Consider the following 25,567-nt stretch of genomic DNA (forward strand, 5'->3'; position numbering starts at 1 on the left):
GATGAAGTTATAACGAGTATAAAAAAAGCCCCTACATTTGTGTTTAGCAATAGGGGCCAATTTGAAAATAAATTTAATAAAGAAGTTGTATCTGTTTTGATGATTTACTCTTCAGTATCCTCATCTGATGCTTCAGGGATCGCGTCAACGTCAAATTCTGGTTCTTGATCAAGCGTAAAATGCAGGCGTCCAGCCATAACACTTGCTAGCTCTTCTAAACCTAATTTATTAAGTGATGAGAAAAGTTGAATCGAGAAATCAAGCTTCATTTTTTTCAGCTGTTGCTTAACTTCTAATAGCACTTTGTTTGCAGGGCCACGATTAAGTTTGTCTGCTTTCGTTAAGAGAATATGAACAAAGAGATGACGTGAATAAGCCCACTCTAGCATCATCATGTCGAAATGCTGTAGAGGATGGCGAATATCCATAAGTAATACTAAGCCTTGTAAGCTTTTACGATGGATTAAATAGTTCTCTAATTCTTTTTGCCATACTCGTTTCATATCTTCAGGTACGGCTGCATAACCATAGCCAGGAAGATCGACTAAACGTTGATCGGGGTTGCCTAGACTAAAGAAGTTAATCATCTGAGTACGGCCAGGTTTTTTAGAGGCGCGCGCTAACTGTTTTTTATTGGTTAATGCATTGATAGCACTAGACTTACCGGCATTTGAGCGTCCTGCAAAAGCGATCTCGTAGCCACTATCTTCAACACAAAGTGCCAATTTAGGTGCACTCATTAGAAACTCAGCTTGGCGTAACCAGTTGAGTGATTGCACAGCATATGCTGTGATCGCTGGATCTGGTTTCTTTTCATAGCTGATCTTTTGCTTGGGTGCGAGTCTGGCTTTGGTGTCTTTCGATTTTTCACTACGACGCATAAAAAATAACTTTTTAAATGAGAGGGCTCGCGCCTAGTATAAAGGAGCTTGGGTATTCTTGCTAATTTTCAATAAGTCGACTTATCAAAATCAGTAGAGCTTAGATTTGTAAAAATGCAATAGGGGAGTTGGCAGGAGCAGATTTTGATTGCTGCAAAACTTCTCCGAGTGTGTATTGATCTAGACTTTGATAAAAGCTCTCTAAAGCCTGATCTAAAATACCTTTTAAACCACAGTGACTGCGTAATACACAAGGTGGTGTATTACATTCAACAATTTGATTGTCGCCCTGTAATATTCGAACAATTGAACCTAAATTTGAGTTAAGTGCCTCTGGATTTAAGCGAATTCCGCCGCCTTTTCCACGAATGGTAATAATCCATTCCTGCTTGCCCATGAAGTGAACAACTTTAACTAGATGGTTTTGTGAAACATGCAAATCTTTCGCGATTTCTGCAATCGTGTAGGGTGCATCACTTGGGCGTGCAACATACATTAAGAGTCGTAATGCATAATCGGTAAATTTATTAAGCTGCATGATCACCAAAAATGGAAGAGATTAAAAGGATGATCATCTTAGCCTGAAAGTCTAAATAAGAAAACTTTCAGGCAAGAGGTTTTTACATTACAGCGTTAAAGGGGCTGAAACCTGTACTTGATCACCAACTCTATAATGCTCAAGTAGAATATTAGCAACTGAAAACTCAGTATGATTTTCTTCAGGCTGCACTTCAAAGTGATACGAGTTATCTTCTTGAGCTTCAGTAAATTTAAAAGCTTTCGGTTGTTCAAGTTGTTGCTCGGGAACTTGTACTTTAACTGAAATAAAGGCATTTGCTGGGCTAGTCAGTACGTCTTCATGGTCAGTTGCTTTTAAAGTGAAGCGTTTGCCAGATTCCAAAGGATCAATTTGAGTAATTTCAAATGAACGCCAGCCAGCCCATCCACCTTTTAAGCTTTCAAGTTGTTCATATTTTTGTTTTTCAACACCAATCAAGATATCAGCCAACTGTAAATATGCTTGTTTCCACGCTTCAATAAGCTCTGATTCGAATGGCACGTTGAGTACTTCACTAATTGAATGAAGCAAGTTGTCCCCAACAATTGCATATTGGTCTGGTTGAATATCTAAGCTCACGTGTTTAGTGGTGATGCGTTCTACCGCTTTAGCGAGCACAGTAGGGTTCTCAATATTTTCTGCATAAGCAAGTACAGCAGCTGCAAGAGCACGTGGCTGACGTAAGCTGGTTTGGTCATCTAAATTAAAAACATTTTTTAATTCGGGATTGTTATTAAGCATGCGCTTATAAAAGTATGTAGTCAGCGTAACGCCGTGTTCACGTAAAACCGGTACAGTAGATTTAACAAGTTCAATTTGTTGTGGAGTCATGGCTAGACCTTATTTATCTGGCTATATAAGATGTATTTAAAATACATCTTTAAAAAATTAATGGCAATAACTTTTTTATAAAAAACCATAAAAAAATTAGGGGATATAAAATCCCCTAAAATTAACGCAATTTTTTTAATATTTTTATTTACCAAATAAAGAGCCGAGCAAGCCCCTTACGAGTTTTTGGCCGGTACTTCCTCCTAAACTGCGTGCAGCACTTTTGGCAAAAGTTCCCACAATGTCTTGTGTGAGTTTAGCTCGTTCACGGGCTGCTCTTTCTTCCTCTTTTAATTGCTCACGTGCCAAACGTTCCTGCTCTTTAGCTTGCTGTTTTGCTAAAGTTTCTTGTTCTTTAGCTTGTTGTTTTGCAAGTTCGGCGTCTTGCTGCTGTTGTTCGCGTTCAGCAACTTTATTCTGTAGCATTTCATAGGCACTATCACGATCTACAGCTTGTTCATAAACCCCAGCAATAATACTTTGCGAGATTAAAGTCTGACGCTCTTCTGGAGTGATCGGTGTAAATGCAGAGTACGGAGGCATAACCCAACCACGTTCTACAATCTGTGGTGTACCTTGCTCATCTAGACAGCTAATGAGTGCCTCACCAACACCAAGTTGGGTAATAGCTTCATCAACTTTAAACTCGGGATTAGCACGGAAAGTGTCTGCTGCGGTTTTTACAGCTTTTTGATCTTTAGGGGTGAATGCACGTAATGCATGTTGAACGCGATTACCAAGTTGACCAAGAACGCTTTCGGGTAAATCGAGTGGGTTTTGAGTAATAAAGTAGATACCCACCCCTTTGGAGCGGATTAAACGTACCACTTGTTCAATTTTGTCTTGTAGAGCTTGGCTGGCATTATCAAATAACAAGTGAGCTTCATCAAAGAAAAACACGAGTTTAGGCTTATCCATATCACCCACTTCTGGTAGCTGTTCAAATAACTCTGAAAGCATCCATAAGAGGAAAGTGGCATATAACTTAGGTGTATTCATGAGCTTGTCAGCAGCAAGAATATTGATATAACCGTGTCCGTTTGCATCGGTTTGGATAAAATCCAGAATATTTAAAGCTGGTTCCCCAAAGAACTGTTCTCCACCTTGGTCGGCAAGAGCGAGTAAGTTGCGCTGAATGGCACCTAGGCTGGCTGGAGATAAATTACCATACTCGGCTTTAAACTCAGCTGCATGTTCACTCACAAAAGTGATCATGGCTTTTAAATCTTTAAAATCGACTAATAGTAACCCTTGGTCATCTGCAATGCGGAATACAGCAGATAACACACCTTCTTGGGTATCATTTAAATTGAGCATGCGAGCCAATAAAATTGGCCCAATTTCAGAAATAGTGGTTCGGATAGGATGGCCTTGCTGACCAAATAAATCCCAAAAAACAACTGGGTTCGCTGCGAATGGAACACTATCAATTTGTAAAAGTTTTAAGCGTTCATTAAATTTATCGGAAGCTTCACCAGCTTTTGCAAGACTCGAAACATCGCCTTTAGCATCGGCAAGAAATACTGGCACACCGATTCGAGAGAAACTCTCTGCTAGAACTTTTAACGTAACTGTTTTACCTGTACCTGTGGCGCCTGCAATAAGTCCATGACGGTTAGCAAACTGGGGAAGTAAAACAATTTCTTTTGATGTGTCCTTAATATTTTTAGCAATAACAATCGGTGTACCCATATATTTTTATCCTATGGTTTGAGTCACTATAATGTTGTCGTTTTACAGTTGTTTCAGTGCATTTTCGATATCTTGTATCAAATCTTGCGGATCTTCTAGTCCTATACAGAATCGAACCAATAATCCTTGTTGTAAATGTGTATTCTCAAGTTTTCTCATCATTTTTAAATCATAAAGCATAATCAGGCTAACGGGTCCACCCCAGCTAAAACCGAGCTTAAATAACTCTAATGCATCGCAGAAACGACGTACTGCTGTAATGTCATATTCAGGTTTAAAAATAACACTCACTAAACCTGCACTTTGATCAGTTGTGCATATTTCTTGCCAGTATTGATGGCCTGGTGAGGATTCATCACTTGGGTGTAGAACTTGTGCAAATTGGCGTTGGTCCTTTAGCCACTTAAGTAAAGTTTGAGCATTGGCTGACTGTTGTTCATAGCGTAAAGACATATGAGCAAGGCTGCGTTGAACTTGAGCCGCATCATCTCCAGAGATTGCGATGCCTAAAATGGCGTGTGTGCGGAATAGGCGGTGATGAAGTTTCTCATCACGAGTTACAATGCTGCCCATTAGGATGTCACCACCACCACTTGGATATTTTGTTAATGCGTGAACGGTTAAATCGACTGATAGATGTTCATCAGAAAAATTAAAAGCATTAAACGCAAGCCCAGCTCCCCAAGTGTTATCTAGAGCTGTCAATACACCATGCTTTTTAGCTTTCTTGACTAGATTTTTAAGATCAGGGAATTCTAAAGTAACTGAACCTGCAGCTTCTAACCATAATAGTTTACTTCTTTCGGTAGGTTGAAAACTTGCAGCGTCAATGGGGTTATATACTTTAACAATAATGCCATATTGACTTTGTAGATAAGTTAAATGTTCTAGATTTGGCCCGTAAATATTGTCTGGAACCCATACTTCATCATTAGTGCTTAAAAATGCTGAGTTCACAATATTAATTGCGGATAGGCCACTCGGTGCAAGCAAACAATGCAAACCACCTTCAATTTGCGCAATATTGTCGCCTAAGGTGAATGTAGTAGGGGTGCCATGTGTTCCATAGCTATAGTCATACTTATCAGTCCAGTGACGATCAAAAAGGTGCGAAGTTGATTTGAAAATGATAGTCGATGCGCGAAATAAGGGAGGTTGCACTGTTTCAATGAATTGCGGAGCCTTTCTTGGGGCATGAATGAGACGAGTCTGGAAATCGTTATGCTTTTTCATAGTGCGTTATGTTTTAAATGATAAAGTTAGATTAAGAGAAATTTAAATTCTTCGCTAGATTTATAAAGTTTTGTAAGACGTTTCGTTACAGTAGACCTATAAAACAAAAACTTGGCTTTATTTTTGCAAAGACCACTACAACATTCTAACAACAATAGGTTTAAGCGCATGAAGTCGCATTTAAGAGTTCATTATTTTCAACATATCGCGGGTGAGGGTTTTGGGAGTTGTTATTCATTTTTAAAAGCTCACCACGCGACTATTAGTTCTACGGAGTTTTTTGCACTTCCGGTTGATCGGTCACTTGAAATAGAAGCTTTACCACAAATTGATGAGGTTGACTTATTATTAGTCATGGGTGGCACCATGAGTGTAAATGATGAGGCGAATTATCCATGGCTTAAGATAGAGAAAAGATGGTTGCGTCGTTATTTAGCAGCAGGAAAGCCTGCTATAGGTCTCTGCTTGGGTGGGCAGCTAATTGCTAATGCACTAGGCGCCGCAGTCAGTCGAAACCGCTATCAGGAACTTGGTTGGTCGACAGTTCAAAGGGTAGCAAATTTACCTCAAGACAGCTTTCCATTGCCTGAAAAGATAAAGGTGATGCAGTGGCATAGCGAAACATTTGAAATACCCAAAGGTGCTATACACTTAGCCGAGAATATAGCTTGTCGTAATCAGATGTATCAAATTGGAAAAAATGTGCTGGGTTTTCAATTTCATCCAGAAATGACACCAGCCGCTTTAGAACTCTTACTTGAAAATGAAGAAGAGCTATCTATTTTTAGGGGGGAATATGTTCAGCCTGTGAGTGAACTGCAATATTCAGAAGCACAAAAATTTGAACAAGGTAATCAACTCTTAAATAAAGCGATTGAGTTTGTCATAAATGCCTAGATGAGTTGTGAATGCTAGTTTAAAGCACGTTTTGAACAAAAAACAGAAAAAGAGAATTGCATAAGACTTAAACAATCGTTATAATGGGCGACCCTCAAAAGGAGGGGCATTTACTGCGAAGAAAGTAGTAAATGTGCATTACAGTCGTGGCATCGATCATGACCTTAGTGATTTTCACTGCCTTTGACACTTACCAATGGGTGAGATGCGTCAAGGGTGATTCTTTATATGTTTGGCTTGGAGTTTACTGGTATGTCTAACCAGAGAATTCGTATCCGTTTGAAGTCTTTTGATCATCGTCTGATTGATCAATCTGCTCAAGAGATCGTAGAAACCGCTAAGCGTACTGGCGCACAAGTTTGTGGTCCAATTCCGATGCCTACTCGCATCGAACGCTTCAACGTTCTTACTTCACCGCACGTTAACAAAGATGCGCGTGACCAGTACGAAATCCGCACCTACAAACGTTTGATCGATATCGTTCAACCTACAGATAAAACTGTTGATGCATTGATGAAATTAGATCTTGCGGCTGGTGTTGATGTTCAGATCGCTTTGGGTTAAGGCTTTCGGTTGATTAACTTCTAAGTTAATTAGGCCGCTTTTTTAGAGGTTTATGCACATGGCTATTGGTTTAGTCGGTCGCAAATGTGGTATGACTCGCATCTTTACAGATGCAGGTGTTTCTGTACCTGTTACAGTCATCGAAGTCGATCCAAACCGCATTACGCAAATCAAAACACTTGAAACTGATGGTTATCAAGCTGTTCAAGTAACTACTGGTGAACGTCGCGAATCTCGCGTAACTAACGCTCAGAAAGGTCACTTCGCGAAAGCTGGTGTTGCTGCTGGTCGTTTAGTTAAAGAGTTCCGTGTTACTGAAGCTGAGCTTGAAGGCCGTGAAGTTGGCGGTACTATTGGCGTTGATTTGTTCGCAGTTGGTCAAATTGTTGACGTAACTGGTCAATCAAAAGGTAAAGGTTTCCAAGGTGGTGTTAAACGTTGGAACTTCCGTACTCAAGACGCTACTCACGGTAACTCAGTTTCTCACCGTGTATTAGGTTCTACAGGTCAAAACCAGACTCCTGGTCGCGTGTTCAAAGGCAAGAAAATGGCTGGTCACTTAGGTGACGAACGCGTAACAGTACAAGGTCTTGAAATCGTATCTATTGACGCTGAACGTTCTGTTTTAGTTGTTAAAGGTGCAATTCCTGGTGCAACTGGCGGTGACGTGATTGTACGTCCTACCATCAAGGCCTGAGGGGAAATACCGTGAATTTGAAAACTGTTTCCGGCTCTGCTGTTGAATTGTCTGAAGTTGCTTTCGGACGTGAATTTAACGAAGCTCTTGTACACCAAGTTGTTACTGCTTACTTAGCAGGTGGTCGTCAAGGTACTCGTGCTCAGAAATCACGTGCAGACGTTTCTGGCGGTGGTAAAAAGCCATTCCGTCAAAAAGGTACTGGTCGTGCTCGTGCGGGTTCTATTCGTAGCCCTATCTGGGTTGGCGGTGGTAAAACTTTTGCTGCTCGTCCACAAGATTGGTCTCAAAAAGTAAACCGTAAGATGTACCGCGGTGCAATGCAATGTATCTTAGCTGAACTTGTTCGCCAAGATCGTCTTGTATTAGTTGAAGAGTTTGCAGTTGCAGCTCCAAAAACTAAAGAATTGCTTGCAAAGCTTAACGACTTAAATGCTGCTCGTGCATTAATCGTTACTGACGCTGTAGATGAGAACTTATATCTTGCAGCACGCAACCTTCCGCATGTAGATGTGGTAGATGCAACTGCAATCGATCCTGTAAGCTTGATCGCGTTTGATAAAGTTGTGATGTCTGTAGCTGCTGCTAAGAAAATTGAGGTAGAACTCGGATGAACAACGAACGTATCTATCAAGTCCTAAAAGGACCAGTCTTCTCAGAAAAGGCACAAGTATTAGGTGATACTGTTGGTGTTCAAGTATTTAAAGTAGACATCAATGCTACTAAACTTGAAATCAAAAAAGCAGTTGAAAAACTTTTTGGTGTAGAAGTTGTTAAAGTTAACACAACTATTACTAAAGGTAAGACTAAGCGCTTTGGTCGTACATTGGGACGCCGTTCTGATGTTAAAAAAGCATACGTCACCCTGAAAGCTGGCCAAGATGTTGAAATGGCTGACTTGGGCGATACCGCTGAAAGCGCAGCGGAATAAGGACGAAAATTATGCCGATTCAAAAATGTAAGCCAACGTCTCCAGGACGTCGCTTTGTAGAGAAAGTGGTTCATGACCATCTTCACAAAGGCGCTCCTTACGCACCGTTGGTTGAAGCTAAAAAACGTACTGGTGGTCGTAATAACAACGGTCACATTACTACTCGTCACGTTGGTGGTGGTCATAAACAACACTACCGTATCGTTGACTTCAAACGTAACAAAGACAGCATCCCAGCTGTTGTAGAGCGTATTGAATACGATCCAAACCGTACAGCACATATTGCTTTGTTGAAATATGCTGATGGTGAGCGTCGTTATATCATCGCACCTAAAGGCTTACGTGCTGGCGATAAAGTACAATCTGGTAACGATGCTCCAATTCGTCCAGGTAACTGCTTGCCACTTCGTAATATGCCGATCGGTTCTACACTTCATAACGTTGAACTTAAAATTGGTAAGGGTGCGCAATTAGCGCGTTCTGCTGGTGCTTCTGTTCAGTTGTTGGGTCGTGATGGTTCTTACGCAATTATTCGTCTTCGTTCAGGTGAAATGCGTAAAGTACATGTTGAATGCCGCGCTGTAATTGGTGAAGTTTCTAACCAAGAAAACAACCTTCGTTCATTGGGTAAAGCTGGTGCTTCGCGCTGGCGTGGTGTTCGTCCTACCGTACGTGGTATGGCGATGAACCCGATTGATCACCCGCACGGTGGTGGTGAAGGGCGTAACAAAGGTATTCAACCTGTAAGCCCATGGGGTCAAAAAGCTAAAGGGTACAAGACACGTACCAATAAGCGTACGACTAAGATGATTATTCGCGACCGTCGCGTCAAGTAAAGGAATCTGACTAATGCCTCGTTCTCTGAAAAAAGGCCCATTCGTCGATGCGCACTTGTTCGCTAAGGTTGAAGCGGCTGTTGCTAGTAACTCTCGCAAGCCGATTAAAACTTGGTCTCGTCGTTCGATGATCCTTCCAGATTTTGTTGGTTTAACAATTTCTGTTCATAATGGTCGTAACCACGTTCCAGTAATTGTTACTGAGCATATGGTTGGTCATAAACTCGGTGAATTCGCGCCAACTCGTACCTATCGTGGTCACGGTGTTGACAAGAAATCTAAACGTTAATAGGTGTCATGATGGAAGTAACTGCTAAATTACGCGGTGCCGCTATCTCGGCACAGAAAGCACGTTTGGTTGCAGATCTTATTCGCGGCAAATCTGTTGCGCATGCTTTAAATATCTTAAACTTCAGCAATAAAAAAGCTGCTGTTTTAGTAAAAAAAGCATTGGAATCTGCGATTGCAAACGCTGAACACAATAACAGTTTAGATGTTGACGATCTTAAAGTATCTACGATTTACGTTGACGAAGGCATGAGCCTTAAACGTATTATGCCACGTGCTAAAGGCCGTGCAGATCGTATTACTAAGCGTACTTGTCACATCACCGTTAAGGTAGGGGTTTGATATGGGTCAGAAGGTTCATCCAATCGGTATCCGCCTAGGTGTTGTGAAACGTCATAACGCTAACTGGTATGCGAATCCGAAACAATACGCTGAATACTTGCTTAAAGATCTTCAAGTTCGTGAGTTTTTAACTAAAAAACTTAAGAATGCGATGGTAAGCAACATTCTTATCGAACGTCCATCAGGCGCTGCTAAAGTAACTATTAGCACAGCACGTCCTGGTATCGTAATCGGTAAAAAAGGCGAAGATATTGAGAAATTACAGCGCGAACTTACCAGCATTATGGGTGTTCCAGCGCAAGTAAGTATCAACGAAATTGATCGCCCAGACTTAGATGCGCGTTTAGTTGCTGAAGCAATCGCTTCTCAATTAGAAAAGCGTGTAATGTTCCGTCGTGCTATGAAGCGTGCGGTTCAAAACACTATGCGTGCTGGTGCTAAAGGTATCAAAGTTGAAGTGTCTGGCCGTTTAGGTGGTGCAGAGATTGCTCGTACAGAATGGTATCGTGAAGGTCGTGTACCTTTACATACGCTACGTGCAGACATTGACTATGCAACTATGCGTGCAGAAACAACTTACGGTACGATTGGTGTTAAAGTTTGGATTTTCCGTGGCGAGATTTTAGGTGGCATGAAACAAGTCATGAACCCTGCTCCTGCTGAAGATCGTCCAGCTAAACGTGGTCGTGGTCGTGGTGAAGGTCAAGAGCGTCGTGGTCGTCGCGGTGACCGTGCTGCTGACAAGGGAGAATAATCCATGTTGCAACCTAAACGTACCAAATTCCGTAAGGTGCACAAAGGCCGTAATACTGGTCTAGCGCATCGTGGTAGTACAGTATCATTTGGTTCGATTGCAATCAAAGCAACTGAACGTGGTCGTATGACTGCTCGTCAGATTGAAGCTGCACGTCGTACTATTAGCCGCCGTATTAAGCGTGGTGGTAAAATCTTTATTCGCGTATTCCCGGATAAACCAATTACTCAAAAGCCTCTTGAAGTGCGTATGGGTAAAGGTAAGGGTAGCGTGGAGTACTGGGTTTGCCAGATCCAACCAGGTAAGATCCTGTACGAAATTGAAGGTGTGAACGAAGAATTAGCGCGTGAAGCATTTGCTTTAGCTGCTGCTAAACTTCCGTTTAAAACCACTATCGTGACTCGGACGGTAATGTAATGAAAACTAAAGATCTACGTGAAAAATCGGTAGAAGAGTTGAAAGCTTTGCTTGATGAGCAACAGCTTAATCAATTCCGTCTTCGTATGGCGAAAGCAACTGGTCAGTTGGGTAAATCGCATGAAGTGCAAGTTGCTCGTAAGACAATTGCTCGTATTAAGACACTCCTTACCGAAAAACAGGGGAACGGACAATGAGTGAAAAAACAGTCCGCACGTTAACCGGCAAAGTAGTAAGCGACAAAATGGACAAGTCTATTGTTGTTCTTATCGAACGCCGCGTTCAACACCCGTTGTATGGCAAATCAATTCGCCGTTCAACTAAGTTACACGCTCATGATGAGAACAATGTTGCTAAACTTGGCGATGTTGTGACCATTAAAGAAAGCCGCCCAATTTCTAAAACTAAAGCTTGGACTTTAGTGGAAGTAGTTGAAGCAGCTGCTGAGTAATTCGACGTTCTTGTTGCATCATCGGTCAATTTCGAGTACTCTTTGAGCCTTTCGAAATTGTGACCGGTGATGCTCGGTTTTGGAGTAGGGCAATGATTCAAACCGAAACTATGCTCGACGTAGCAGACAACAGTGGTGCTCGCCGCGTACAATGTATTAAAGTACTTGGTGGTTCACATCGTCGTTATGCTTCTGTTGGCGACATTATTAAAGTTACTGTAAAAGAAGCAATCCCACGCGCACGTGTTAAAAAAGGTGACGTGATGAATGCGGTTGTAGTTCGTACTAAATTCGGCATTCGTCGTCCAGATGGTTCTGTGATCCGTTTTGATGATAATGCTGCAGTTATCCTGAACAACAACAAAGCTCCGATTGCTACTCGTATCTTCGGACCAGTGACTCGTGAACTTCGTACTGAACAGTTCATGAAAATCATTTCATTGGCTCCTGAAGTTCTATAAGAGGCAATCATGGCTAAGATTAAAAAAGGCGATCAAGTTATCGTGATCGCAGGTAAAGAAAAAGGCAAACAGGGTACTGTATTGTCTGTTTCTGAAGACCGCGTTAAGGTTGAAGGCCTTAACTTAGTGAAGAAGCATCAAAAGCCGAATCGTGTAACTGGCGCTGAAGGCGGTATCGTTACTCAAGAAGCTTCGCTTCATATTTCAAACGTGGCAATTTTAAATGCTACAACCCAGAAGGCTGACCGTGTTGGTTACCAAGTGATTGATGGCGTGAAAACTCGCGTTTATAAATCAAATGGTGAATCAGTGGCGGTAGCGAAGTAATAGGTTGAAAAGGCAATGGCCAGACTTAAAGCACGTTACAACGAAGAACTTAAAGCGAAGTTACAAGAAGAACTTAGCATTAAGAACGTGATGGAAATTCCACGCATCACAAAAATTACCCTAAACATGGGTGTAGGCGCAGCTGCAACTGATAAGAAATTATTAGATGGCGCTGTAGTCGACATGCAATTAATTGCTGGTCAAAAACCAGTAATTACACTTGCTCGTAAATCTATCGCTGGTTTCAAAATCCGTGATGGTTGGCCGATTGGTTGTAAAGTTACTTTACGTGGCGACCAAATGTACGAATTCTTGGACCGTTTGATCTCAATCGCAATCCCTCGTATCCGTGACTTCCGTGGTTTCTCTTCGAAATCATTTGATGGTCGTGGTAACTACTCAATGGGTTTGAAAGAGCAAATCGTTTTCCCTGAAATCGATTTCGATAAGATTGATCGTATTCGTGGTATGGATATTACTATTACTACGACTGCTCGCACCGATGACGAAGGCCGTGCGCTTATGCGTGCATTCGGCTTCCCGTTCAAATAAGAGGTCGATATGGCTAAGAAAGGTATGATTAATCGCGAATTGAAACGCGAAAAAACAGTTGCTAAATACGCTGCAAAACGTGCTGAATTAAAAGCTACGATTGCAAACGTAAATGCAAGTGAAGAAGAGCGTTTCGAAGCGATGTTAAAGTTACAAGCATTGCCACGTAATGCATCTCCGGTACGTCTTCGTAACCGTTGTGGTTTAACTGGTCGTCCTCATGGTTACTTCCGTAAGTTCGGTTTAAGCCGTAACAAATTACGTGACACAGTAATGCAGGGTGATGTACCAGGCGTTGTTAAGGCAAGCTGGTAAGGAGCGACTAAATGAGTATGCAAGATACCGTTGCCGACATGCTAACACGTGTTCGTAACGCACAAATGGCTAAGAAACAAACTGTTTCTATGCCTTCTTCTAAGTTGAAAGTTGCAATTGCAAACGTACTTCAACAAGAAGGTTATATTTCAAATGTAGAAGTTGCTCAAGAAGAGACAAAATCTACTTTGACAATTACTTTAAAATATTTCGAAGGCAAACCAGTTATCGAAATGGTTAAACGCGTAAGCCGTCCAGGTCTTCGCCAATACCGTGGTAAAGATAAACTTCCAAGCGTTAAGCAAGGTTTAGGTATTGCAATTGTTTCTACAAGCAAAGGCATCATGACTGATCGCGCTGCACGTGCTGCGGGCGTTGGTGGTGAAGTTATTGCTTTTGTTTCTTAATAGGTGATTCCTCATGTCTCGTGTGGCTAAAGCCCCAGTAACTGTACCTAATGGTGTAGCAGTTACTCAGAACGGCCGGCAGGTCGAAGTGAAAGGCAGCAAAGGTACATTGTCTTTCAACCTGCATGCGCTGGTCGAGCTAAAACAGGAAGAAGGTAAACTTCAACTTGCTCCAGTTAAAGAATCGAAAGATGCTTGGATGCAAGCTGGTACTGCTCGCGCTGTATTGAATAACCTTGTAAAAGGGGTTAGTGAAGGCTTCGAACGTAAGTTGCAGCTAGTTGGTGTTGGTTATAAAGCTGCGGTTAAAGGTACTGTTGTAAACCTTAACCTTGGTTTTTCACACCCAATTGACTACGCTTTACCTGAAGGTGTAACAGCGGAAACTCCAACTGCTACTGAAATCATTTTGAAATCAGCAAACAAGCAGTTGTTAGGTCAAGTAGCGGCAGAAATCCGTGCATATCGTTCTCCTGAACCATATAAAGGTAAAGGTGTTCGTTATTCGGATGAAGTCATTCTTCGTAAAGAAGCTAAGAAGAAATAAGGCGCGAGGTTCTTATGAACGAAAAGAAACAATCCCGTTTGCGTCGTGCGAAAAGCACACGCTTGCACATTCGTGCATTGGGTGCGACTCGTTTGTGTGTAAACCGCACTCCGCGTCACATCTATGCTCAAGTTATTTCAGCAGATGGTGGCAAAGTTTTAGCACAAGCTTCAACTTTGGATGCATCTTTACGTAGCGGTACTACAGGTAATGTAGACGCGGCTACTAAAGTAGGCGCTTTAATCGCAGAGCGTGCGAAAGCAGCTGGTGTAACTAAAGTTGCATTTGACCGTTCTGGTTTTAAATATCATGGTCGTATCAAAGCCTTGGCTGATGCTGCTCGTGAAAACGGCTTGGAGTTCTAATCATGGCTAAAGTTGAACAAAACGAAGGTCTTGTTGAAAAGCTGGTTGCCGTTGATCGTGTAGCCAAAGTTGTTAAGGGTGGTCGTATCTTCTCTTTCACAGCATTAACTGTGGTGGGTGATGGTAATGGTCGTGTTGGTTTTGGTCGTGGTAAAGCTCGTGAAGTTCCAGCTGCTATTTCTAAAGCACTTGAAGCTGCACGTCGCAACATGATTACTGTAGACCTTGCAGGTACTACTTTACAACACCCTGTGAATGCTCGTCATGGTGCAAGCCGTGTATATATGCAACCTGCTTCTGAAGGTACTGGCGTAATCGCTGGTGGCGCTATGCGTGCCGTTCTAGAAGCTGCAGGTGTACATAACGTACTTGCTAAATGTTATGGTTCTACTAATGCTGCAAACGTAGTAAACGCAACTTTCAAAGGTTTGCGTGATATGACTTCTCCTGAGAAAGTCGCTGCGAAACGTGGTAAATCAGTAGAAGAAATTCAAGGGTAATCAATCATGAAAACGATTAAAGTTACCCAGACTAAATCTTCTTCACATCGCTTGAAAAATCACAAGCTTTGCTTACAAGGTTTAGGTCTGCGTCGTATTGGTCATACTGTAGAAGTGCAAGATACGCCTTCTAACCGCGGTATGATCAACAAAGTCTACTATATGGTTAGTGTAGAGGAATAAGCCATGACTCTGCGTTTAAATGAACTTGCGCCTGCAGAAGGTGCAAAACGTGAACACCGTCGTTTAGGCCGTGGTATCGGTTCTGGCGTTGGTAAGACTGGTGGCCGTGGTGTCAAAGGTCAAAAATCACGTAAAAGTGGTGGCGTTCGTCCAGGCTTTGAAGGCGGTCAAACTGCGATTTATCGTCGTTTACCTAAATTCGGTTTCACTAGCCAAATCGCTTTAAAAACTGCTGAAGTACGTTTATCTGAGTTAAGCAAAGTTGAAGGCGACATCGTTAGCCTAGAAACTTTGAAAGCTGCGAATGTTGTTCGTCGTGACCAAATTCGTGCTCGTATCGTACTTTCTGGTGAAATCACTCGTGCATTCACTGTTCAAGGTGTTGCATTGACTAAAGGCGCTAAAGCTGCGATTGAAGCAGCTGGCGGTAAAGTCGAGGAGTAATCTCGAGTGTCTATGTCTCCTAGTTCTTCAGGTCATGTCAACATGATGAAAGGTCAGCCATTTCATGTGAAATACCGTGAAATTATTCGCCGGATGAGTTTTCTAATCGGTGCATTGCTGGTCTTTCGACTAGGAGCGCATATTCCAGTACCAGGCATTAATAATGCTGCGTTAGAAAATTTATTTCATGCGAACCAAGGAACTATTCTTGGGCTATTCAATATGTTTTCTGGCGGTGCTTTAGAGCGAATGTCTATTCTTGCTTTAGGGATTATGCCGTACATTTCTGCGTCAATTATTGTGCAGTTAATGTCTACTGTAATTCCATCACTTGAAGCCTTGAAAAAGGAAGGTGAGCAAGGTAAGCGTAAAATTAATCAGTATACACGTCAGGGCACATTGTTGCTTGCAGTGGTTCAAGCAGTTGGTATGTGCGCAGGTTTGATTGGTCAGGGTATTACTCTGTCAGTTGGTCTTGCGTTTTACATCCCAGCAGTAACTTCACTTGTCGCTGGAACTATGTTCTTAATGTGGCTAGGTGAGCAAATCACTGAAAGAGGTATTGGTAACGGTATCTCAATGATTATTTTTGCAGGTATTGTCGCTGGTTTGCCTAAACTAATTATGCAATCAGTTTCTTCTGTAGATAATGGTCAGACAAGTTTAATTGGTCTTGTAATCTTTGGTCTTTTGTCTTTAGGTGTATTGGCAGCTATTGTGTTTATTGAAAAAGCACAACGTCGCATTCCAGTAAACTATGCGCAAAAGCAACAAGGGCGTCGTATATTTACAGCACAGCAGACGCATTTGCCATTAAAAATTAATATGGCGGGTGTTATTCCTGCGATTTTTGCAAGTTCTTTACTCTTGTTCCCGGCAAGTCTTGGTCAATGGGTGGGAAGTGCAGATCCAAATGCTGGTTTTATTAAAAGCAGCTTACAAGATTTAGCTTTAGTATTGTCGCCTGGACAGCCTTTGTATTTGGTGCTCTTTGGTGCGTTAATTATCTTTTTCTGTTACTTTTATACGGCTTTAGTATTTAGCCCTAAGGAAGTATCAGAAAATCTAAAACGCAGCGGAGCTTATGTGCCTGGTATTCGCCCAGGTGAGCAAACTGCTCGTTACTTAGATCATATTCTTAATCGTTTGACGTTTATTGGTGCGATTTATATTACGGTCATTTGTTTAATGCCAATGATTCTACAAAGCTCTTTTGGGATTCCATTCTATTTGGGTGGTACCTCATTATTGATCGTAGTTGTCGTGGTTATGGACTTTATGGCTCAGCTACAAGCGCATTTAACATCTCATCAATATGACAATCAAACATTAATGAGAAAAACGACTGCTCATCCTAAGGGATAAGCGCACTTAGAGGTTTCATCATGAAAGTACAAGCTTCTGTAAAGAAAATTTGTGGTAGCTGTAAAGTTATCCGTCGTAATGGGGTTATTCGCGTAATTTGTAGCGCAGAACCTCGTCATAAGCAGCGTCAAGGTTAATCTAATCAAGACCTGTTGATTTCAGTAGGCGAATTGGGTTAATATCCGCCCCTCAAGATTTTTGTGGGGCGGTTGATTATCTCTACTGCCTTTTTGGAGAAAGTGAATGGCTCGTATTGCCGGTGTAAACATTCCGGATAACAAGCATGCTGTTATCTCCCTCACTTACATCTTTGGTATCGGTCGCCACACTGCTAAGAATATCTTAGCTACAGTTGGTATTACTGAAACTACTAAGATCCGTGAGTTGGACGATGCTCAGCTTGATGCGATTCGTGCAGAAGTTGCTAAGGTTCCTACCGAAGGTGACTTACGTCGCGAAATTTCCATGAACATTAAACGTTTAATGGATTTGGGTTGCTACCGCGGCCTTCGCCATCGTCGCAGCTTGCCTGTCCGTGGTCAACGTACCAAAACTAACGCACGTACCCGTAAAGGTCCGCGCAAACCGATTAAAAAGTAAGATTTCTGGAAGCTAAAAGATGGCTAAAGATACTCGCACACGCAAGAAGGTCACTCGTACCGTCTCTGAAGGTGTTGCACACATTCACGCGTCTTTTAATAACACCATTGTTACGATTACTGATCGTCAAGGTAATGCATTGGCTTGGGCCACCTCAGGTGGACAAGGCTTCCGTGGTTCACGTAAATCAACTCCGTTTGCTGCTCAGGTAGCTGCTGAAGTTGCTGGTAAAGCAGCTTTAGATTACGGTTTGAAAAATCTGGATGTCCTTGTAAAAGGTCCTGGTCCAGGTCGTGAGTCTGCGGTTCGTGCATTAGGCGCAGTGGGTTATAAGATTAACAGCATTACCGATGTGACTCCAATTCCTCACAACGGTTGCCGTCCACCTAAAAAACGTCGCGTGTAAGGAGAAACATTCATGGCTCGTTATATTGGTCCAAAATGCAAACTCTCTCGCCGCGAAGGGACAGACCTGCAACTTAAATCTGGCGTTAAACCATTTGACGTCAAAACTAAAAAAGCTAACAAAGCACCTGGTCAACATGGTCAGGCACGCGGTGGTAAGCAATCTGAGTATTCACTACAATTACGTGAAAAACAAAAAGTCCGTCGTATTTACGGTGTGTTAGAACGTCAATTTAGTAACTACTATAAAGAAGCAGCTCGTGTTAAAGGCGCAACAGGTGAGAACTTGTTGAAATTGCTTGAAAGCCGTCTTGATAACGTTGTTTATCGCATGGGTTTTGGTTCTACACGTGCAGAAGCTCGTCAGTTAGTAAGTCACCGTAGCATTACTTTGAATGGTCGTCGTGTAAACATCGCATCTATTCAAGTTAAAGCTGGTGATGTAATTGCGGTTCACGAAGGTGCTAAACAACAATTGCGTATTAAAAACGCGATTGAGTTAGCTGCACAACGTGGTATTCCAGCTTGGATCGAAGTTGATCATTCTAAGCTTGAAGGTACGTTTAAAGCTGCACCAGATCGTTCTGATTTACCTGCTGAAATCAACGAAAGCTTGATTGTAGAATTGTATTCTAAATAATCCTTGAGGTAGCAATAATGACGCGTACTGCAAACGAGTTTCTAACTCCGCAAGCGATCAAGGTCGAAGCGGTAAGCGGGACCTCGGCAAAAGTGATTCTAGAACCTTTAGAGCGTGGTTTTGGCCACACTCTAGGTAATGCTTTACGTCGCATTCTATTGTCTTCTTTACCTGGCGCTGCTGTGGTTGAAGTAGAAATAGAAGGTGTCGAGCACGAGTACAGTACTTTAGAAGGCTTGCAGCAGGACATCGTCGAGCTCTTGCTGAACCTAAAAGGATTGTCTATTAAGCTGTTCGATCAAAATGAAGCATATTTAACATTAGAAAAACAAGGTCCTGGCGATATTACTGCTGCTGACCTTCGTTTACCTCATAATGTTGAAGTGGTTAACCCAGAACATTTAATCGGTACTTTAAGTGCTTCAGGCTCATTAAAAATGCGCTTGAAAGTTGCTCAAGGTCGTGGTTATGAAACATCTGATTCTCGTTTCCCTGAAGGTGAAACACGTCCGGTTGGTCGTTTGCAATTAGATGCTTCTTATAGCCCGATTAAGCGTGTTTCTTACACCGTTGAAAATGCGCGTGTAGAACAACGTACCGATTTAGATAAACTGGTAATCGACCTCGAAACAAATGGAACGGTTGATCCTGAAGAAGCAATCCGCAAAGCGGCAACAATCTTGCAACAACAAATTGCAATTTTTGTTGATCTTCAGAAAGACCAAACTCCAGTTGCTCAAGAGCCTCGTGAAGAAGTTGACCCAATCTTGCTTCGCCCAGTAGATGATCTAGAGCTTACTGTTCGTTCTGCTAACTGTTTGAAAGCAGAAAATATTTACTACATTGGTGATCTTGTTCAACGTACTGAAGTTGAGTTGTTAAAAACTCCTAACCTTGGTAAAAAATCGTTAACAGAGATCAAAGATGTTTTGGCATCGAAAGGCTTACAACTCGGTATGCGTCTTGAAAACTGGCCACCAGCTAGTCTTCGTATGGACGACCGTTTTGCCTATCGTAGCCGTTAATTAAGTAGGACTATCACCATGCGTCATCGTAATAGTGGTGTGAAATTAGGCCGTACAAGCAGCCATCGTAAAGCGATGTTCCAAAACTTGGCTAATTCTTTATTTGAACACGAGTTGATCAAAACAACTGTGCCTAAAGCTAAAGAATTACGTCGTGTTGCTGAGCCTTTAATCACTCTAGCAAAAAACGATACTGTAGCAAATCGTCGTTTAGCATTTGCTCGTACTCGTAATGCTGCAACTGTTGGTAAATTATTTACCGTACTCGGCCCTCGTTACAAAGAACGTAACGGCGGTTATCTACGTGTTCTTAAAGCGGGCTTCCGTGCTGGTGATGCAGCACCGATGGCTTACGTTGAGCTTGTAGATCGTGAAGTAAACACTTCAGCTGAATAATTGATTTTATTCAAAAAAGACCGGTTTTATACCGGTCTTTTTTATTTCTAGTCAAAAAATAAATTATAAAAATGTCCTCAAGTGACATAAAAAAGTAGATAAACGGTCAAACTTGACATTGTGTATTGTCAAAATTGTGTTTTAATAAACTTATATTCTCAACAATGGGTATAAAAATAAAATGGAAAAGCAAGTTGATATTTTAATCATTGGCGCAGGTATTTCAGGAATCGGAATCGCTGCCCATTTATCAAAAAATTCACCACAACGACAATTCGAGATTTTAGAACGTCGCGAGTCTTTTGGTGGAACATGGGATCTTTTCCGTTATCCTGGCATCCGTTCAGATTCAGATATGTCTACCTTTGGTTTTAACTTTAAACCATGGTGTAAAGCGAATGTATTAGCTGATGGTGCTTCTATTAAAGGATATTTAGGTGAAGTAATTAATGATTTTAAATTAAAAGAAAAAATTCATTTTGGTCATCGCGTACTTTCTGCTAATTATGATTCGGCTTCAAAAAAATGGCAGGTTGTAGTCGAAGATAGCAATAAAAAACAGCAGACTTGGATTGCCAATTTTGTTGTAGGTTGTACAGGTTACTATAATTATGATCAGGGTTATGCACCTTCTTTCCCAAATCAAGAAGCATTTAAAGGGCAACTCATTCACCCACAGCATTGGCCTGAAAACTTAGATTACGCAGGTAAAAAGGTGGTTATTATTGGTAGTGGTGCAACAGCGATTACTTTAGTACCAGCAATGGCTAAAGGTGGGGCAGGTCATGTGACCATGTTGCAACGTTCACCAACGTATATTGCTAGCGTTCCTTCTATCGATTTCATCTATGAAAAAACGCGTAAATTTATGTCTGAAGAGGCAGCTTATAAATTTACCCGTGCCCGCAACATTGGTATGCAGCGTGCTATTTATGCGTTGTCTCAGAAACATCCTAAAACTGTACGTCGTTTACTTTTAAAAGCAATTGAAGTGCAGCTTAAAGGTAAGGTTGATATGAAGCATTTTACACCTTCATACAATCCTTGGGATCAGCGTTTATGTGTAGTGCCAGATGGGGACTTGTTTAAGATTTTATGTGAAGGCAAAGCAAGTGTAGAAACTGATCAGATCGAGAAATTTACTGAAAAAGGTATTTTACTTAAATCTGGCAAACATCTTGATGCTGATATCGTTGTTTCTGCAACAGGACTACAGGTTCAGATTATGGGTGGAGTTCAGGCTACTCTTGATGGGAAACCAATCAACTCATCTGAACATATGCTTTATAACGGCATAATGCTAAGTGATGTGCCGAATATGGCGATGATTATTGGCTATGTGAATGCCTCATGGACACTCAAAGTAGATATCGCTGCCGAATATATTTGTCGCTTATTAAACTATATGGACAAAAATAGTTATGATGAAGTGATTCCATCGGGTGATAAGACTGTGATGGAAGAAGATACTGTAATGGGTAAACTATCTTCAGGTTATATTAACCGTGCAGCACATGAACTTCCTAAACAAGGTAAGCGTGCTCCATGGCAGGTGACTAATAACTATTTAGAAGATAGAAAGTCTTTGAAAAATGCAAAATTTGAAGATGGCATTCTTCATTTTCATAAGCGTTCTGAAGCAAATGAGCGTAAACCAAAATTAGTATCTTAAGTCGTGTTAAATAAGAAAAGGGGCGTAATGCCCCTTTTTTTATGAAACTATTAAAGTGTTCTTGAAATTAATTCTTTCATGATTTCATTTGTACCTGCATAAATTCTATTTGCTCGATGATCAATGTAGGCACGTGCAATTGGATATTCAAGCATATAGCCATAACCACCATGCAATTGAAGGCATTCATCTACAATCTTCGAGAACATATCAGAAATTTTATATTTAGCAGCAGCTGCAGCTTCTACACTCAATTTTTCTTCAAGTTGTAATTCCATACAACGATCTAAATATGTCCGGCAGAAATCGATTTCTGTTCTAAGTTCAGCAAGTTTAAAACGCGTATTTTGAAATGCGCCAATAGGTTTACCAAACGCCTTACGATCTTTTGTATATTGAACAGTATGTGCAAATGCTGCTTCAGCACCTGCCTGACAAATAATAGCAACTAACATTCGTTCCCATGCTAATTCTTTCATGAGCATGATAAAGCCCATACCTTCCATGCCTAAAAGGTTTTCTTTGGGAACACGAACATTATCAAAAAAGAGTTCGCAGGTATCTTGGCCTTTCATACCAATTTTGTTTAGAGGTTTACCTTTACTAAAACCAGCACGGTCTGCTTCTACAATAATTAAGGATAAGTTCGCCGATCCTTTATCACTATTACCAGTCTTACAAACGACTACAGCCATGTCGCATAAGTAGCCATTTGTAATAAAAATTTTAGAACCATTAATGATATATTCGTCACCATCAAGTACGGCGGTGGTTCGTACCGCTTGTAAATCTGAACCAGTGCCTGGTTCAGTCATTGCAATAGCAGTAACAACTTCTCCAGTTGCCATTTTTGGTAACCATTTTTGTTTTTGCTCTTCATTACCAAAATTATTAATGTAATTAGCAACAATATCGGAATGTAGAGAAAAACCAGTACTTGAGTCCATCGCATACGCTTGTTCTTCTATAAGAATCATACTGTATAGGCGATCTACCCCAGAGCCTCCATATTGCTCTGGCATTGTGGTGCAAAGAAGACCTAGTTCTCCAGCTTTATTCCAAAGATCTCGGTCAACATGTTGCTGTTTTTCATATTTCTCTATATTGGGAATGACTTCCTTTTCATAGAATTTACGCACTGTCTCACGGAAGGCTTCGTGTTCTTCATTGAATAATTGTCTTGGTAACATATTTGGAATAGGACGGATGGCACCAGATTGCATTTGTATTTCTTCCTTGGTTCAGGTGTGATGTTATGCCCTAAACATACGTAAGCATTTCATCCCTAACAATGTGATGAATGCTCAATTATGCAGATGAGATGATAAATTTGGTCAATTTGATATTTTTAGCGATCTTTAGGATGTGATCAGGTAAACTAGGCGCACTATCAACGCAGATGGGGACGTAAATGTCTGACGAAATGACCTTGGAAGAACGTAAAGTAATTTATCGAGCACGCCGCGGCTTAAAAGAAATTGACGTCTATTTTGACCCGTATGTAAAAAATTATTATTTAAAAGCTGATCCGGCTGAAAAAGCATTATTTGCAGAGTTGGTTGATCAAGAAGATCCAGATTTATTAGATTGGTTCATGGAAGTTTCTGAACCTCCACGTACTGAGTTACGTGAATTTATTTATAAACTAAAACAGTATGTGCATGGCTAAACTGTTTTGATAAAAGAATTAAATTTTGAGCTGAAATATAGCCGTGTCTCGGTAATATTTCAGCTTTTTGTTGGTTTGGGTTTAGCAATTTTGCTTTATCAGTTATTAACGCCGATATGGTGGCTATGTGCTGTCATTCTTCTATTTATTGGTTTTATTTTCTTTCTAAAGCAAGCTCAAATATCTCAAATTGAATATTTAGATCAAAAATTATGGTCGGTTGCATATTTTTCGAAAAAAGAAATTTACCGTGGGGAAATTACTAAAATAATTGATTATCAGTTATTTGTGGTTATTTATCTTGAAGAAACTCCTACGAACATAGCTATTGTTTGGTTCGATCAGCTTCCTATTCAGCAGTGGAAAAGATTAAAAGTTTTAGAAAAACTCTATTAATTGTTAGACAATTCTACAATTGTATATTTATTTAAAAATTATAAAAAACAAAAACTTAATAATTTTTTTCTTCATTAAACTTTGGATTGTCTAATTAAAATATAGAAAAAAGCCAAGGAAAGACAATTGTCTGACAATTTCACCTATCGGTAGCTATTTGATCGGTTAAAGTACAAACACCAACGTAAAGTGTGTCGGAGGTCTCAAAATGGAGATGCCAACATGGTCGTTCTTGGTCATTGCCATAATTCTGGCAGTGGTGATAGGAAGAGCAGGAACTTTACTCAGGGAACATCTTAACAAAGTTAGTTTTAACAAGGTTAAGAGACAGAGGATGCAAGGTCGTCGATCAGTCAATTATTAAAGTTGGTTAATCGATTAATTTCATCAAGTGTCCAGTTTATAACTGGGTGCGATTGTAGTAAGGAGGTCTCTCATGGAGATTTCAATGTGGATGTTTCTGTTAATTGCAGTTGTTATGGCTGTAGTAGTAGGAAGAGCAGGAACTTTACTTAAGGATTATATAGAACAAAAATAATATAAGCCGTTAAAAGCTTATCCCAGTTAATAAGTAGCATGTGCTGAACCGTCGCAATGCTACTTTTTTTTGCCTAAAATTTCTGTTTCCTCGAAAAACTGTCAATTTTATCTGCTGTGAAGTGTGTCAAAGTATAAGCGCTACAATTAGAGTAATTACTCTTTTATTCAAGATATGCATCTGCTAATGTACATCTGAAAAGGAAAAAACAAATTACATAGAGGACAGGAAGATGTCTAAAGTCCAAAAAATAAGCCAAGGTTTGGCGGTGAGTTTTCTTGCAGCTTCAGTTTTATCAGGTTGTTCATACGTCGTGAAAACCGGAGCAAATGTTGCTCTAGGTTTTACGGAAAAGCACGTCGTTCCACCTATTTTGGCAATGCAAGATGCTGAAATGGTATGTAATACCGGTAGTGCGTTAACGCCTGCAATCATGTCTACCAAAGGGATGGGTGCAGATCCGACACGTGTTGCAGTATTAATGTATGCAGCATCAGGTGTATGTGCGGAAAATCAAGCTTTAGAACAAGAACTGCGTTATTTACGTGCTTCAAAAGCAGGTCAAGTGACAGAAGCCCAAGATGCACGTATTGCACAGAAGCGTTGGGCAGCAATTGCAGCTGAACGTCAGTATACAGGCTATAAGTTATTTGCTGATCGTTGGGAATCTAAATATAAATATCACTTAGGTGACTCTTGCCCAACGATGCGTAATGATACTGATCAAACTGTTTATTTACTTGGCATGATCAGTGGTCTTCAGGCTGTGACCAACGATATTAACTCAGGCGGTGCAGTCAATGTTCCTAAAGATATCGCTGCTATTGTAGAGCGTGGCATGGTTTGTCTAGATAATGAAAAATTCTGGGGCGCACCTAACGCAACGCGTGCTGTTATCTGGACTTTATTGCCAGGTGCTGATGAAGGGAAACCTGATCCGTACCAAACTTTAAAACAGTCAATTCAGATTGGTGAGAAAAAAGGTGTTCGCCTATCTCATGCCTTATATGCTGTAGCTGCTCAAGCAAGCGGCGATGATGCAAAAATCCGTGATGCATTAAGAACCTATGCAGCATCACAAGCTGATGACAAACCTGTCAATCCGAACTTTAAGTTAATCGATAGTATGGCTGGTCTTATTGTACGTGGTATCTCTGACCGTTACTGGACTGAGCATACTGGTGTACGTACCGGAGATGATGGTATGTCTCATTTCTGGGATGATAAAAATGAAGGTGCAGCAGAGCTAGATGAGTTGTTTGATGGGGGCGCCGCTTCAGAGGTTCCTGCGGATTCATCTGCTCCACCAGCAGCGCAGTAAGAATATTTGAAAGACTAACTTCTTGCGAGTCTATTGTTAAGTTCTACAATAATTGTAAGAAGTTTA

General features: G+C 41.0%; 39 protein-coding genes and 1 pseudogene. 33 read left to right on the plus strand and 7 right to left on the minus strand.

Annotated elements, in window-relative coordinates; translation table 11 throughout:
• Nucleotides 1-104: 104 nt before the first annotated feature.
• From yihA to J536_RS12910, 6 genes are all read right to left on the minus strand, one after another.
• Nucleotides 105-881, minus strand: coding sequence for a ribosome biogenesis GTP-binding protein YihA/YsxC (yihA, locus tag J536_RS12890; protein ID WP_002116788.1), 777 nt, complete (start codon nucleotides 879-881; stop codon nucleotides 105-107).
• Between the two features lie 100 nt (nucleotides 882-981).
• Complete coding sequence (locus J536_RS12895; protein WP_032063095.1) at nucleotides 982-1,419, minus strand: RrF2 family transcriptional regulator; 438 nt, start codon at nucleotides 1,417-1,419, stop codon at nucleotides 982-984.
• 87 nt (nucleotides 1,420-1,506) lie between these two features.
• On the minus strand, nucleotides 1,507-2,271 hold the full coding sequence (locus tag J536_RS12900; protein WP_014207751.1) for a globin domain-containing protein: 765 nt from the start codon (nucleotides 2,269-2,271) through the stop codon (nucleotides 1,507-1,509).
• Between the two features lie 2 nt (nucleotides 2,272-2,273).
• Nucleotides 2,274-2,426 carry a hypothetical protein gene (locus J536_RS25680; protein ID WP_014207750.1) on the minus strand — a complete coding sequence of 51 codons (153 nt, stop codon included), beginning with the start codon at nucleotides 2,424-2,426 and terminating at the stop codon, nucleotides 2,274-2,276.
• Entirely contained in the window at nucleotides 2,416-3,963 is a 1,548-nt protein-coding gene (locus J536_RS12905; RefSeq protein WP_017386985.1) for a helicase HerA-like domain-containing protein, read from the minus strand. Before J536_RS12905 ends, J536_RS25680 begins: the two co-directional genes overlap by 11 nt.
• Nucleotides 3,964-4,005: 42 nt before the next feature.
• On the minus strand, nucleotides 4,006-5,196 hold the full coding sequence (locus J536_RS12910; protein WP_002116687.1) for a PLP-dependent transferase: 1,191 nt from the start codon (nucleotides 5,194-5,196) through the stop codon (nucleotides 4,006-4,008).
• A gap of 168 nt (nucleotides 5,197-5,364) precedes the next feature.
• Here J536_RS12910 and J536_RS12915 point away from each other — a divergent pair, with 168 nt between their 5' ends.
• From J536_RS12915 to J536_RS13060, 30 genes and pseudogenes are all read left to right on the plus strand, one after another.
• Complete coding sequence (locus J536_RS12915; RefSeq protein WP_017386983.1) at nucleotides 5,365-6,093, plus strand: type 1 glutamine amidotransferase; 729 nt, start codon at nucleotides 5,365-5,367, stop codon at nucleotides 6,091-6,093.
• 252 nt (nucleotides 6,094-6,345) lie between these two features.
• Complete coding sequence (gene rpsJ, locus J536_RS12920) at nucleotides 6,346-6,657, plus strand: 30S ribosomal protein S10 (RefSeq protein ID WP_000070912.1); 312 nt, start codon at nucleotides 6,346-6,348, stop codon at nucleotides 6,655-6,657.
• 58 nt (nucleotides 6,658-6,715) lie between these two features.
• Nucleotides 6,716-7,354, plus strand: a complete 639-nt coding sequence (gene rplC, locus J536_RS12925; RefSeq protein ID WP_014207747.1) for a 50S ribosomal protein L3 — start codon at nucleotides 6,716-6,718, stop codon at nucleotides 7,352-7,354.
• Between the two features lie 11 nt (nucleotides 7,355-7,365).
• Nucleotides 7,366-7,968 carry a 50S ribosomal protein L4 gene (gene rplD / locus J536_RS12930; protein WP_002049755.1) on the plus strand — a complete coding sequence of 201 codons (603 nt, stop codon included), beginning with the start codon at nucleotides 7,366-7,368 and terminating at the stop codon, nucleotides 7,966-7,968.
• A complete protein-coding gene (rplW, locus tag J536_RS12935) occupies nucleotides 7,965-8,285 on the plus strand; it encodes a 50S ribosomal protein L23 (RefSeq protein WP_002049693.1) in 321 nt (106 codons plus the stop codon). The genes rplD and rplW overlap by 4 nt, the downstream gene beginning before the upstream one ends.
• An 11-nt stretch (nucleotides 8,286-8,296) precedes the next feature.
• The gene (gene rplB / locus J536_RS12940; RefSeq protein WP_002049686.1) at nucleotides 8,297-9,121 is read left to right on the plus strand and encodes a 50S ribosomal protein L2; all 825 of its coding nucleotides are present in this window, start codon (nucleotides 8,297-8,299) and stop codon (nucleotides 9,119-9,121) included.
• A gap of 13 nt (nucleotides 9,122-9,134) precedes the next feature.
• Entirely contained in the window at nucleotides 9,135-9,410 is a 276-nt protein-coding gene (gene rpsS / locus J536_RS12945; protein WP_001138119.1) for a 30S ribosomal protein S19, read from the plus strand.
• An 11-nt stretch (nucleotides 9,411-9,421) separates the two neighbouring features.
• On the plus strand, nucleotides 9,422-9,751 hold the full coding sequence (rplV, locus tag J536_RS12950; RefSeq protein ID WP_001982638.1) for a 50S ribosomal protein L22: 330 nt from the start codon (nucleotides 9,422-9,424) through the stop codon (nucleotides 9,749-9,751).
• A gap of 1 nt (nucleotide 9,752) precedes the next feature.
• Nucleotides 9,753-10,569, plus strand: a pseudogene (gene rpsC / locus J536_RS12955) (30S ribosomal protein S3).
• Nucleotides 10,509-10,922, plus strand: a complete 414-nt coding sequence (gene rplP, locus J536_RS12960; protein WP_002049688.1) for a 50S ribosomal protein L16 — start codon at nucleotides 10,509-10,511, stop codon at nucleotides 10,920-10,922. Before rpsC ends, rplP begins: the two are co-directional and overlap by 61 nt.
• Complete coding sequence (rpmC, locus tag J536_RS12965) at nucleotides 10,922-11,119, plus strand: 50S ribosomal protein L29 (RefSeq protein WP_000849928.1); 198 nt, start codon at nucleotides 10,922-10,924, stop codon at nucleotides 11,117-11,119. Before rplP ends, rpmC begins: the two co-directional genes overlap by 1 nt.
• Nucleotides 11,116-11,373: a 30S ribosomal protein S17 gene (gene rpsQ / locus J536_RS12970; RefSeq protein ID WP_002116661.1), complete on the plus strand. Its 258-nt coding sequence runs from the start codon at nucleotides 11,116-11,118 to the stop codon at nucleotides 11,371-11,373. The genes rpmC and rpsQ overlap by 4 nt, the downstream gene beginning before the upstream one ends.
• 92 nt (nucleotides 11,374-11,465) lie before the next feature.
• Entirely contained in the window at nucleotides 11,466-11,834 is a 369-nt protein-coding gene (gene rplN, locus J536_RS12975; protein WP_001982634.1) for a 50S ribosomal protein L14, read from the plus strand.
• Nucleotides 11,835-11,843: 9 nt separating this feature from the next.
• Nucleotides 11,844-12,161 carry a 50S ribosomal protein L24 gene (rplX, locus tag J536_RS12980; RefSeq protein ID WP_002116820.1) on the plus strand — a complete coding sequence of 106 codons (318 nt, stop codon included), beginning with the start codon at nucleotides 11,844-11,846 and terminating at the stop codon, nucleotides 12,159-12,161.
• A 15-nt stretch (nucleotides 12,162-12,176) separates the two neighbouring features.
• Entirely contained in the window at nucleotides 12,177-12,713 is a 537-nt protein-coding gene (rplE, locus tag J536_RS12985) for a 50S ribosomal protein L5 (RefSeq protein WP_002116961.1), read from the plus strand.
• A 9-nt stretch (nucleotides 12,714-12,722) separates the two neighbouring features.
• Nucleotides 12,723-13,028: a 30S ribosomal protein S14 gene (rpsN, locus tag J536_RS12990; RefSeq protein ID WP_002049689.1), complete on the plus strand. Its 306-nt coding sequence runs from the start codon at nucleotides 12,723-12,725 to the stop codon at nucleotides 13,026-13,028.
• Nucleotides 13,029-13,039: 11 nt separating this feature from the next.
• Nucleotides 13,040-13,435, plus strand: coding sequence for a 30S ribosomal protein S8 (gene rpsH / locus J536_RS12995; protein WP_002049732.1), 396 nt, complete (start codon nucleotides 13,040-13,042; stop codon nucleotides 13,433-13,435).
• A 13-nt stretch (nucleotides 13,436-13,448) separates the two neighbouring features.
• A complete protein-coding gene (gene rplF, locus J536_RS13000; RefSeq protein ID WP_002116801.1) occupies nucleotides 13,449-13,982 on the plus strand; it encodes a 50S ribosomal protein L6 in 534 nt (177 codons plus the stop codon).
• 14 nt (nucleotides 13,983-13,996) lie between these two features.
• Entirely contained in the window at nucleotides 13,997-14,347 is a 351-nt protein-coding gene (gene rplR, locus J536_RS13005; RefSeq protein ID WP_002049741.1) for a 50S ribosomal protein L18, read from the plus strand.
• A gap of 2 nt (nucleotides 14,348-14,349) precedes the next feature.
• Entirely contained in the window at nucleotides 14,350-14,847 is a 498-nt protein-coding gene (gene rpsE / locus J536_RS13010; RefSeq protein ID WP_001141025.1) for a 30S ribosomal protein S5, read from the plus strand.
• 6 nt (nucleotides 14,848-14,853) lie between these two features.
• Entirely contained in the window at nucleotides 14,854-15,030 is a 177-nt protein-coding gene (gene rpmD / locus J536_RS13015; protein WP_000849088.1) for a 50S ribosomal protein L30, read from the plus strand.
• Nucleotides 15,031-15,033: 3 nt separating this feature from the next.
• The gene (rplO, locus tag J536_RS13020) at nucleotides 15,034-15,474 is read left to right on the plus strand and encodes a 50S ribosomal protein L15 (protein ID WP_002116985.1); all 441 of its coding nucleotides are present in this window, start codon (nucleotides 15,034-15,036) and stop codon (nucleotides 15,472-15,474) included.
• A 45-nt stretch (nucleotides 15,475-15,519) separates the two neighbouring features.
• Nucleotides 15,520-16,839 (plus strand): preprotein translocase subunit SecY, encoded by a 1,320-nt coding sequence (gene secY, locus J536_RS13025; protein WP_014207743.1) that lies wholly within the window; start codon nucleotides 15,520-15,522, stop codon nucleotides 16,837-16,839.
• 20 nt (nucleotides 16,840-16,859) lie between these two features.
• Nucleotides 16,860-16,976 (plus strand): 50S ribosomal protein L36, encoded by a 117-nt coding sequence (gene rpmJ / locus J536_RS13030; protein WP_000867907.1) that lies wholly within the window; start codon nucleotides 16,860-16,862, stop codon nucleotides 16,974-16,976.
• 106 nt (nucleotides 16,977-17,082) lie between these two features.
• Complete coding sequence (gene rpsM, locus J536_RS13035) at nucleotides 17,083-17,439, plus strand: 30S ribosomal protein S13 (protein ID WP_000090816.1); 357 nt, start codon at nucleotides 17,083-17,085, stop codon at nucleotides 17,437-17,439.
• A 19-nt stretch (nucleotides 17,440-17,458) separates the two neighbouring features.
• Nucleotides 17,459-17,845: a 30S ribosomal protein S11 gene (gene rpsK / locus J536_RS13040; protein ID WP_001040166.1), complete on the plus strand. Its 387-nt coding sequence runs from the start codon at nucleotides 17,459-17,461 to the stop codon at nucleotides 17,843-17,845.
• 12 nt (nucleotides 17,846-17,857) lie between these two features.
• Nucleotides 17,858-18,484 carry a 30S ribosomal protein S4 gene (gene rpsD / locus J536_RS13045; protein ID WP_000135204.1) on the plus strand — a complete coding sequence of 209 codons (627 nt, stop codon included), beginning with the start codon at nucleotides 17,858-17,860 and terminating at the stop codon, nucleotides 18,482-18,484.
• A gap of 17 nt (nucleotides 18,485-18,501) precedes the next feature.
• Nucleotides 18,502-19,509 (plus strand): DNA-directed RNA polymerase subunit alpha, encoded by a 1,008-nt coding sequence (locus tag J536_RS13050; protein ID WP_002116730.1) that lies wholly within the window; start codon nucleotides 18,502-18,504, stop codon nucleotides 19,507-19,509.
• 18 nt (nucleotides 19,510-19,527) lie between these two features.
• On the plus strand, nucleotides 19,528-19,905 hold the full coding sequence (gene rplQ, locus J536_RS13055; protein ID WP_002049717.1) for a 50S ribosomal protein L17: 378 nt from the start codon (nucleotides 19,528-19,530) through the stop codon (nucleotides 19,903-19,905).
• A gap of 181 nt (nucleotides 19,906-20,086) precedes the next feature.
• Nucleotides 20,087-21,577, plus strand: a complete 1,491-nt coding sequence (locus tag J536_RS13060; RefSeq protein ID WP_032063096.1) for a flavin-containing monooxygenase — start codon at nucleotides 20,087-20,089, stop codon at nucleotides 21,575-21,577.
• A gap of 50 nt (nucleotides 21,578-21,627) precedes the next feature.
• Here J536_RS13060 and J536_RS13065 read toward each other — a convergent pair whose 3' ends face one another.
• On the minus strand, nucleotides 21,628-22,800 hold the full coding sequence (locus J536_RS13065; protein WP_032063097.1) for an acyl-CoA dehydrogenase family protein: 1,173 nt from the start codon (nucleotides 22,798-22,800) through the stop codon (nucleotides 21,628-21,630).
• A 188-nt stretch (nucleotides 22,801-22,988) separates the two neighbouring features.
• Between J536_RS13065 and J536_RS13070 the strand changes: the two genes are divergently transcribed.
• From J536_RS13070 to J536_RS13080, 3 genes are all read left to right on the plus strand, one after another.
• Nucleotides 22,989-23,246, plus strand: coding sequence for a succinate dehydrogenase assembly factor 2 (locus J536_RS13070; protein ID WP_002117064.1), 258 nt, complete (start codon nucleotides 22,989-22,991; stop codon nucleotides 23,244-23,246).
• 6 nt (nucleotides 23,247-23,252) lie between these two features.
• Nucleotides 23,253-23,642, plus strand: coding sequence for a hypothetical protein (locus tag J536_RS13075; protein WP_005067287.1), 390 nt, complete (start codon nucleotides 23,253-23,255; stop codon nucleotides 23,640-23,642).
• Between the two features lie 770 nt (nucleotides 23,643-24,412).
• Nucleotides 24,413-25,501 carry a hypothetical protein gene (locus tag J536_RS13080; protein ID WP_005067288.1) on the plus strand — a complete coding sequence of 363 codons (1,089 nt, stop codon included), beginning with the start codon at nucleotides 24,413-24,415 and terminating at the stop codon, nucleotides 25,499-25,501.
• Nucleotides 25,502-25,567 lie beyond the last annotated feature (66 nt).

It is taken from the genome of Acinetobacter sp. 809848 (assembly GCF_000581275.1).
Classification (GTDB): Bacteria; Pseudomonadota; Gammaproteobacteria; order Pseudomonadales; family Moraxellaceae; genus Acinetobacter; species Acinetobacter pittii.

Coding starts and splice junctions, on each gene's coding strand:
- yihA (WP_002116788.1), bottom strand. CDS start 881: ATGCGTCGTAGTGAAAAATCGAAAGACACCAAAGCCAGACTCGCACCC.
- J536_RS12895 (WP_032063095.1), bottom strand. CDS start 1,419: ATGCAGCTTAATAAATTTACCGATTATGCATTACGACTCTTAATGTAT.
- J536_RS12900 (WP_014207751.1), bottom strand. CDS start 2,271: ATGACTCCACAACAAATTGAACTTGTTAAATCTACTGTACCGGTTTTA.
- J536_RS12905 (WP_017386985.1), bottom strand. CDS start 3,963: ATGGGTACACCGATTGTTATTGCTAAAAATATTAAGGACACATCAAAA.
- J536_RS12910 (WP_002116687.1), bottom strand. CDS start 5,196: ATGAAAAAGCATAACGATTTCCAGACTCGTCTCATTCATGCCCCAAGA.
- J536_RS12915 (WP_017386983.1), top strand. CDS start 5,365: ATGAAGTCGCATTTAAGAGTTCATTATTTTCAACATATCGCGGGTGAG.
- rpsJ (WP_000070912.1), top strand. CDS start 6,346: ATGTCTAACCAGAGAATTCGTATCCGTTTGAAGTCTTTTGATCATCGT.
- rplC (WP_014207747.1), top strand. CDS start 6,716: ATGGCTATTGGTTTAGTCGGTCGCAAATGTGGTATGACTCGCATCTTT.
- rplW (WP_002049693.1), top strand. CDS start 7,965: ATGAACAACGAACGTATCTATCAAGTCCTAAAAGGACCAGTCTTCTCA.
- rplB (WP_002049686.1), top strand. CDS start 8,297: ATGCCGATTCAAAAATGTAAGCCAACGTCTCCAGGACGTCGCTTTGTA.
- rpsS (WP_001138119.1), top strand. CDS start 9,135: ATGCCTCGTTCTCTGAAAAAAGGCCCATTCGTCGATGCGCACTTGTTC.
- rplV (WP_001982638.1), top strand. CDS start 9,422: ATGGAAGTAACTGCTAAATTACGCGGTGCCGCTATCTCGGCACAGAAA.
- rplP (WP_002049688.1), top strand. CDS start 10,509: ATGTTGCAACCTAAACGTACCAAATTCCGTAAGGTGCACAAAGGCCGT.
- rpmC (WP_000849928.1), top strand. CDS start 10,922: ATGAAAACTAAAGATCTACGTGAAAAATCGGTAGAAGAGTTGAAAGCT.
- rpsQ (WP_002116661.1), top strand. CDS start 11,116: ATGAGTGAAAAAACAGTCCGCACGTTAACCGGCAAAGTAGTAAGCGAC.
- rplN (WP_001982634.1), top strand. CDS start 11,466: ATGATTCAAACCGAAACTATGCTCGACGTAGCAGACAACAGTGGTGCT.
- rplX (WP_002116820.1), top strand. CDS start 11,844: ATGGCTAAGATTAAAAAAGGCGATCAAGTTATCGTGATCGCAGGTAAA.
- rplE (WP_002116961.1), top strand. CDS start 12,177: ATGGCCAGACTTAAAGCACGTTACAACGAAGAACTTAAAGCGAAGTTA.
- rpsN (WP_002049689.1), top strand. CDS start 12,723: ATGGCTAAGAAAGGTATGATTAATCGCGAATTGAAACGCGAAAAAACA.
- rpsH (WP_002049732.1), top strand. CDS start 13,040: ATGAGTATGCAAGATACCGTTGCCGACATGCTAACACGTGTTCGTAAC.
- rplF (WP_002116801.1), top strand. CDS start 13,449: ATGTCTCGTGTGGCTAAAGCCCCAGTAACTGTACCTAATGGTGTAGCA.
- rplR (WP_002049741.1), top strand. CDS start 13,997: ATGAACGAAAAGAAACAATCCCGTTTGCGTCGTGCGAAAAGCACACGC.
- rpsE (WP_001141025.1), top strand. CDS start 14,350: ATGGCTAAAGTTGAACAAAACGAAGGTCTTGTTGAAAAGCTGGTTGCC.
- rpmD (WP_000849088.1), top strand. CDS start 14,854: ATGAAAACGATTAAAGTTACCCAGACTAAATCTTCTTCACATCGCTTG.
- rplO (WP_002116985.1), top strand. CDS start 15,034: ATGACTCTGCGTTTAAATGAACTTGCGCCTGCAGAAGGTGCAAAACGT.
- secY (WP_014207743.1), top strand. CDS start 15,520: ATGAAAGGTCAGCCATTTCATGTGAAATACCGTGAAATTATTCGCCGG.
- rpmJ (WP_000867907.1), top strand. CDS start 16,860: ATGAAAGTACAAGCTTCTGTAAAGAAAATTTGTGGTAGCTGTAAAGTT.
- rpsM (WP_000090816.1), top strand. CDS start 17,083: ATGGCTCGTATTGCCGGTGTAAACATTCCGGATAACAAGCATGCTGTT.
- rpsK (WP_001040166.1), top strand. CDS start 17,459: ATGGCTAAAGATACTCGCACACGCAAGAAGGTCACTCGTACCGTCTCT.
- rpsD (WP_000135204.1), top strand. CDS start 17,858: ATGGCTCGTTATATTGGTCCAAAATGCAAACTCTCTCGCCGCGAAGGG.
- J536_RS13050 (WP_002116730.1), top strand. CDS start 18,502: ATGACGCGTACTGCAAACGAGTTTCTAACTCCGCAAGCGATCAAGGTC.
- rplQ (WP_002049717.1), top strand. CDS start 19,528: ATGCGTCATCGTAATAGTGGTGTGAAATTAGGCCGTACAAGCAGCCAT.
- J536_RS13060 (WP_032063096.1), top strand. CDS start 20,087: ATGGAAAAGCAAGTTGATATTTTAATCATTGGCGCAGGTATTTCAGGA.
- J536_RS13065 (WP_032063097.1), bottom strand. CDS start 22,800: ATGCAATCTGGTGCCATCCGTCCTATTCCAAATATGTTACCAAGACAA.
- J536_RS13070 (WP_002117064.1), top strand. CDS start 22,989: ATGTCTGACGAAATGACCTTGGAAGAACGTAAAGTAATTTATCGAGCA.
- J536_RS13080 (WP_005067288.1), top strand. CDS start 24,413: ATGTCTAAAGTCCAAAAAATAAGCCAAGGTTTGGCGGTGAGTTTTCTT.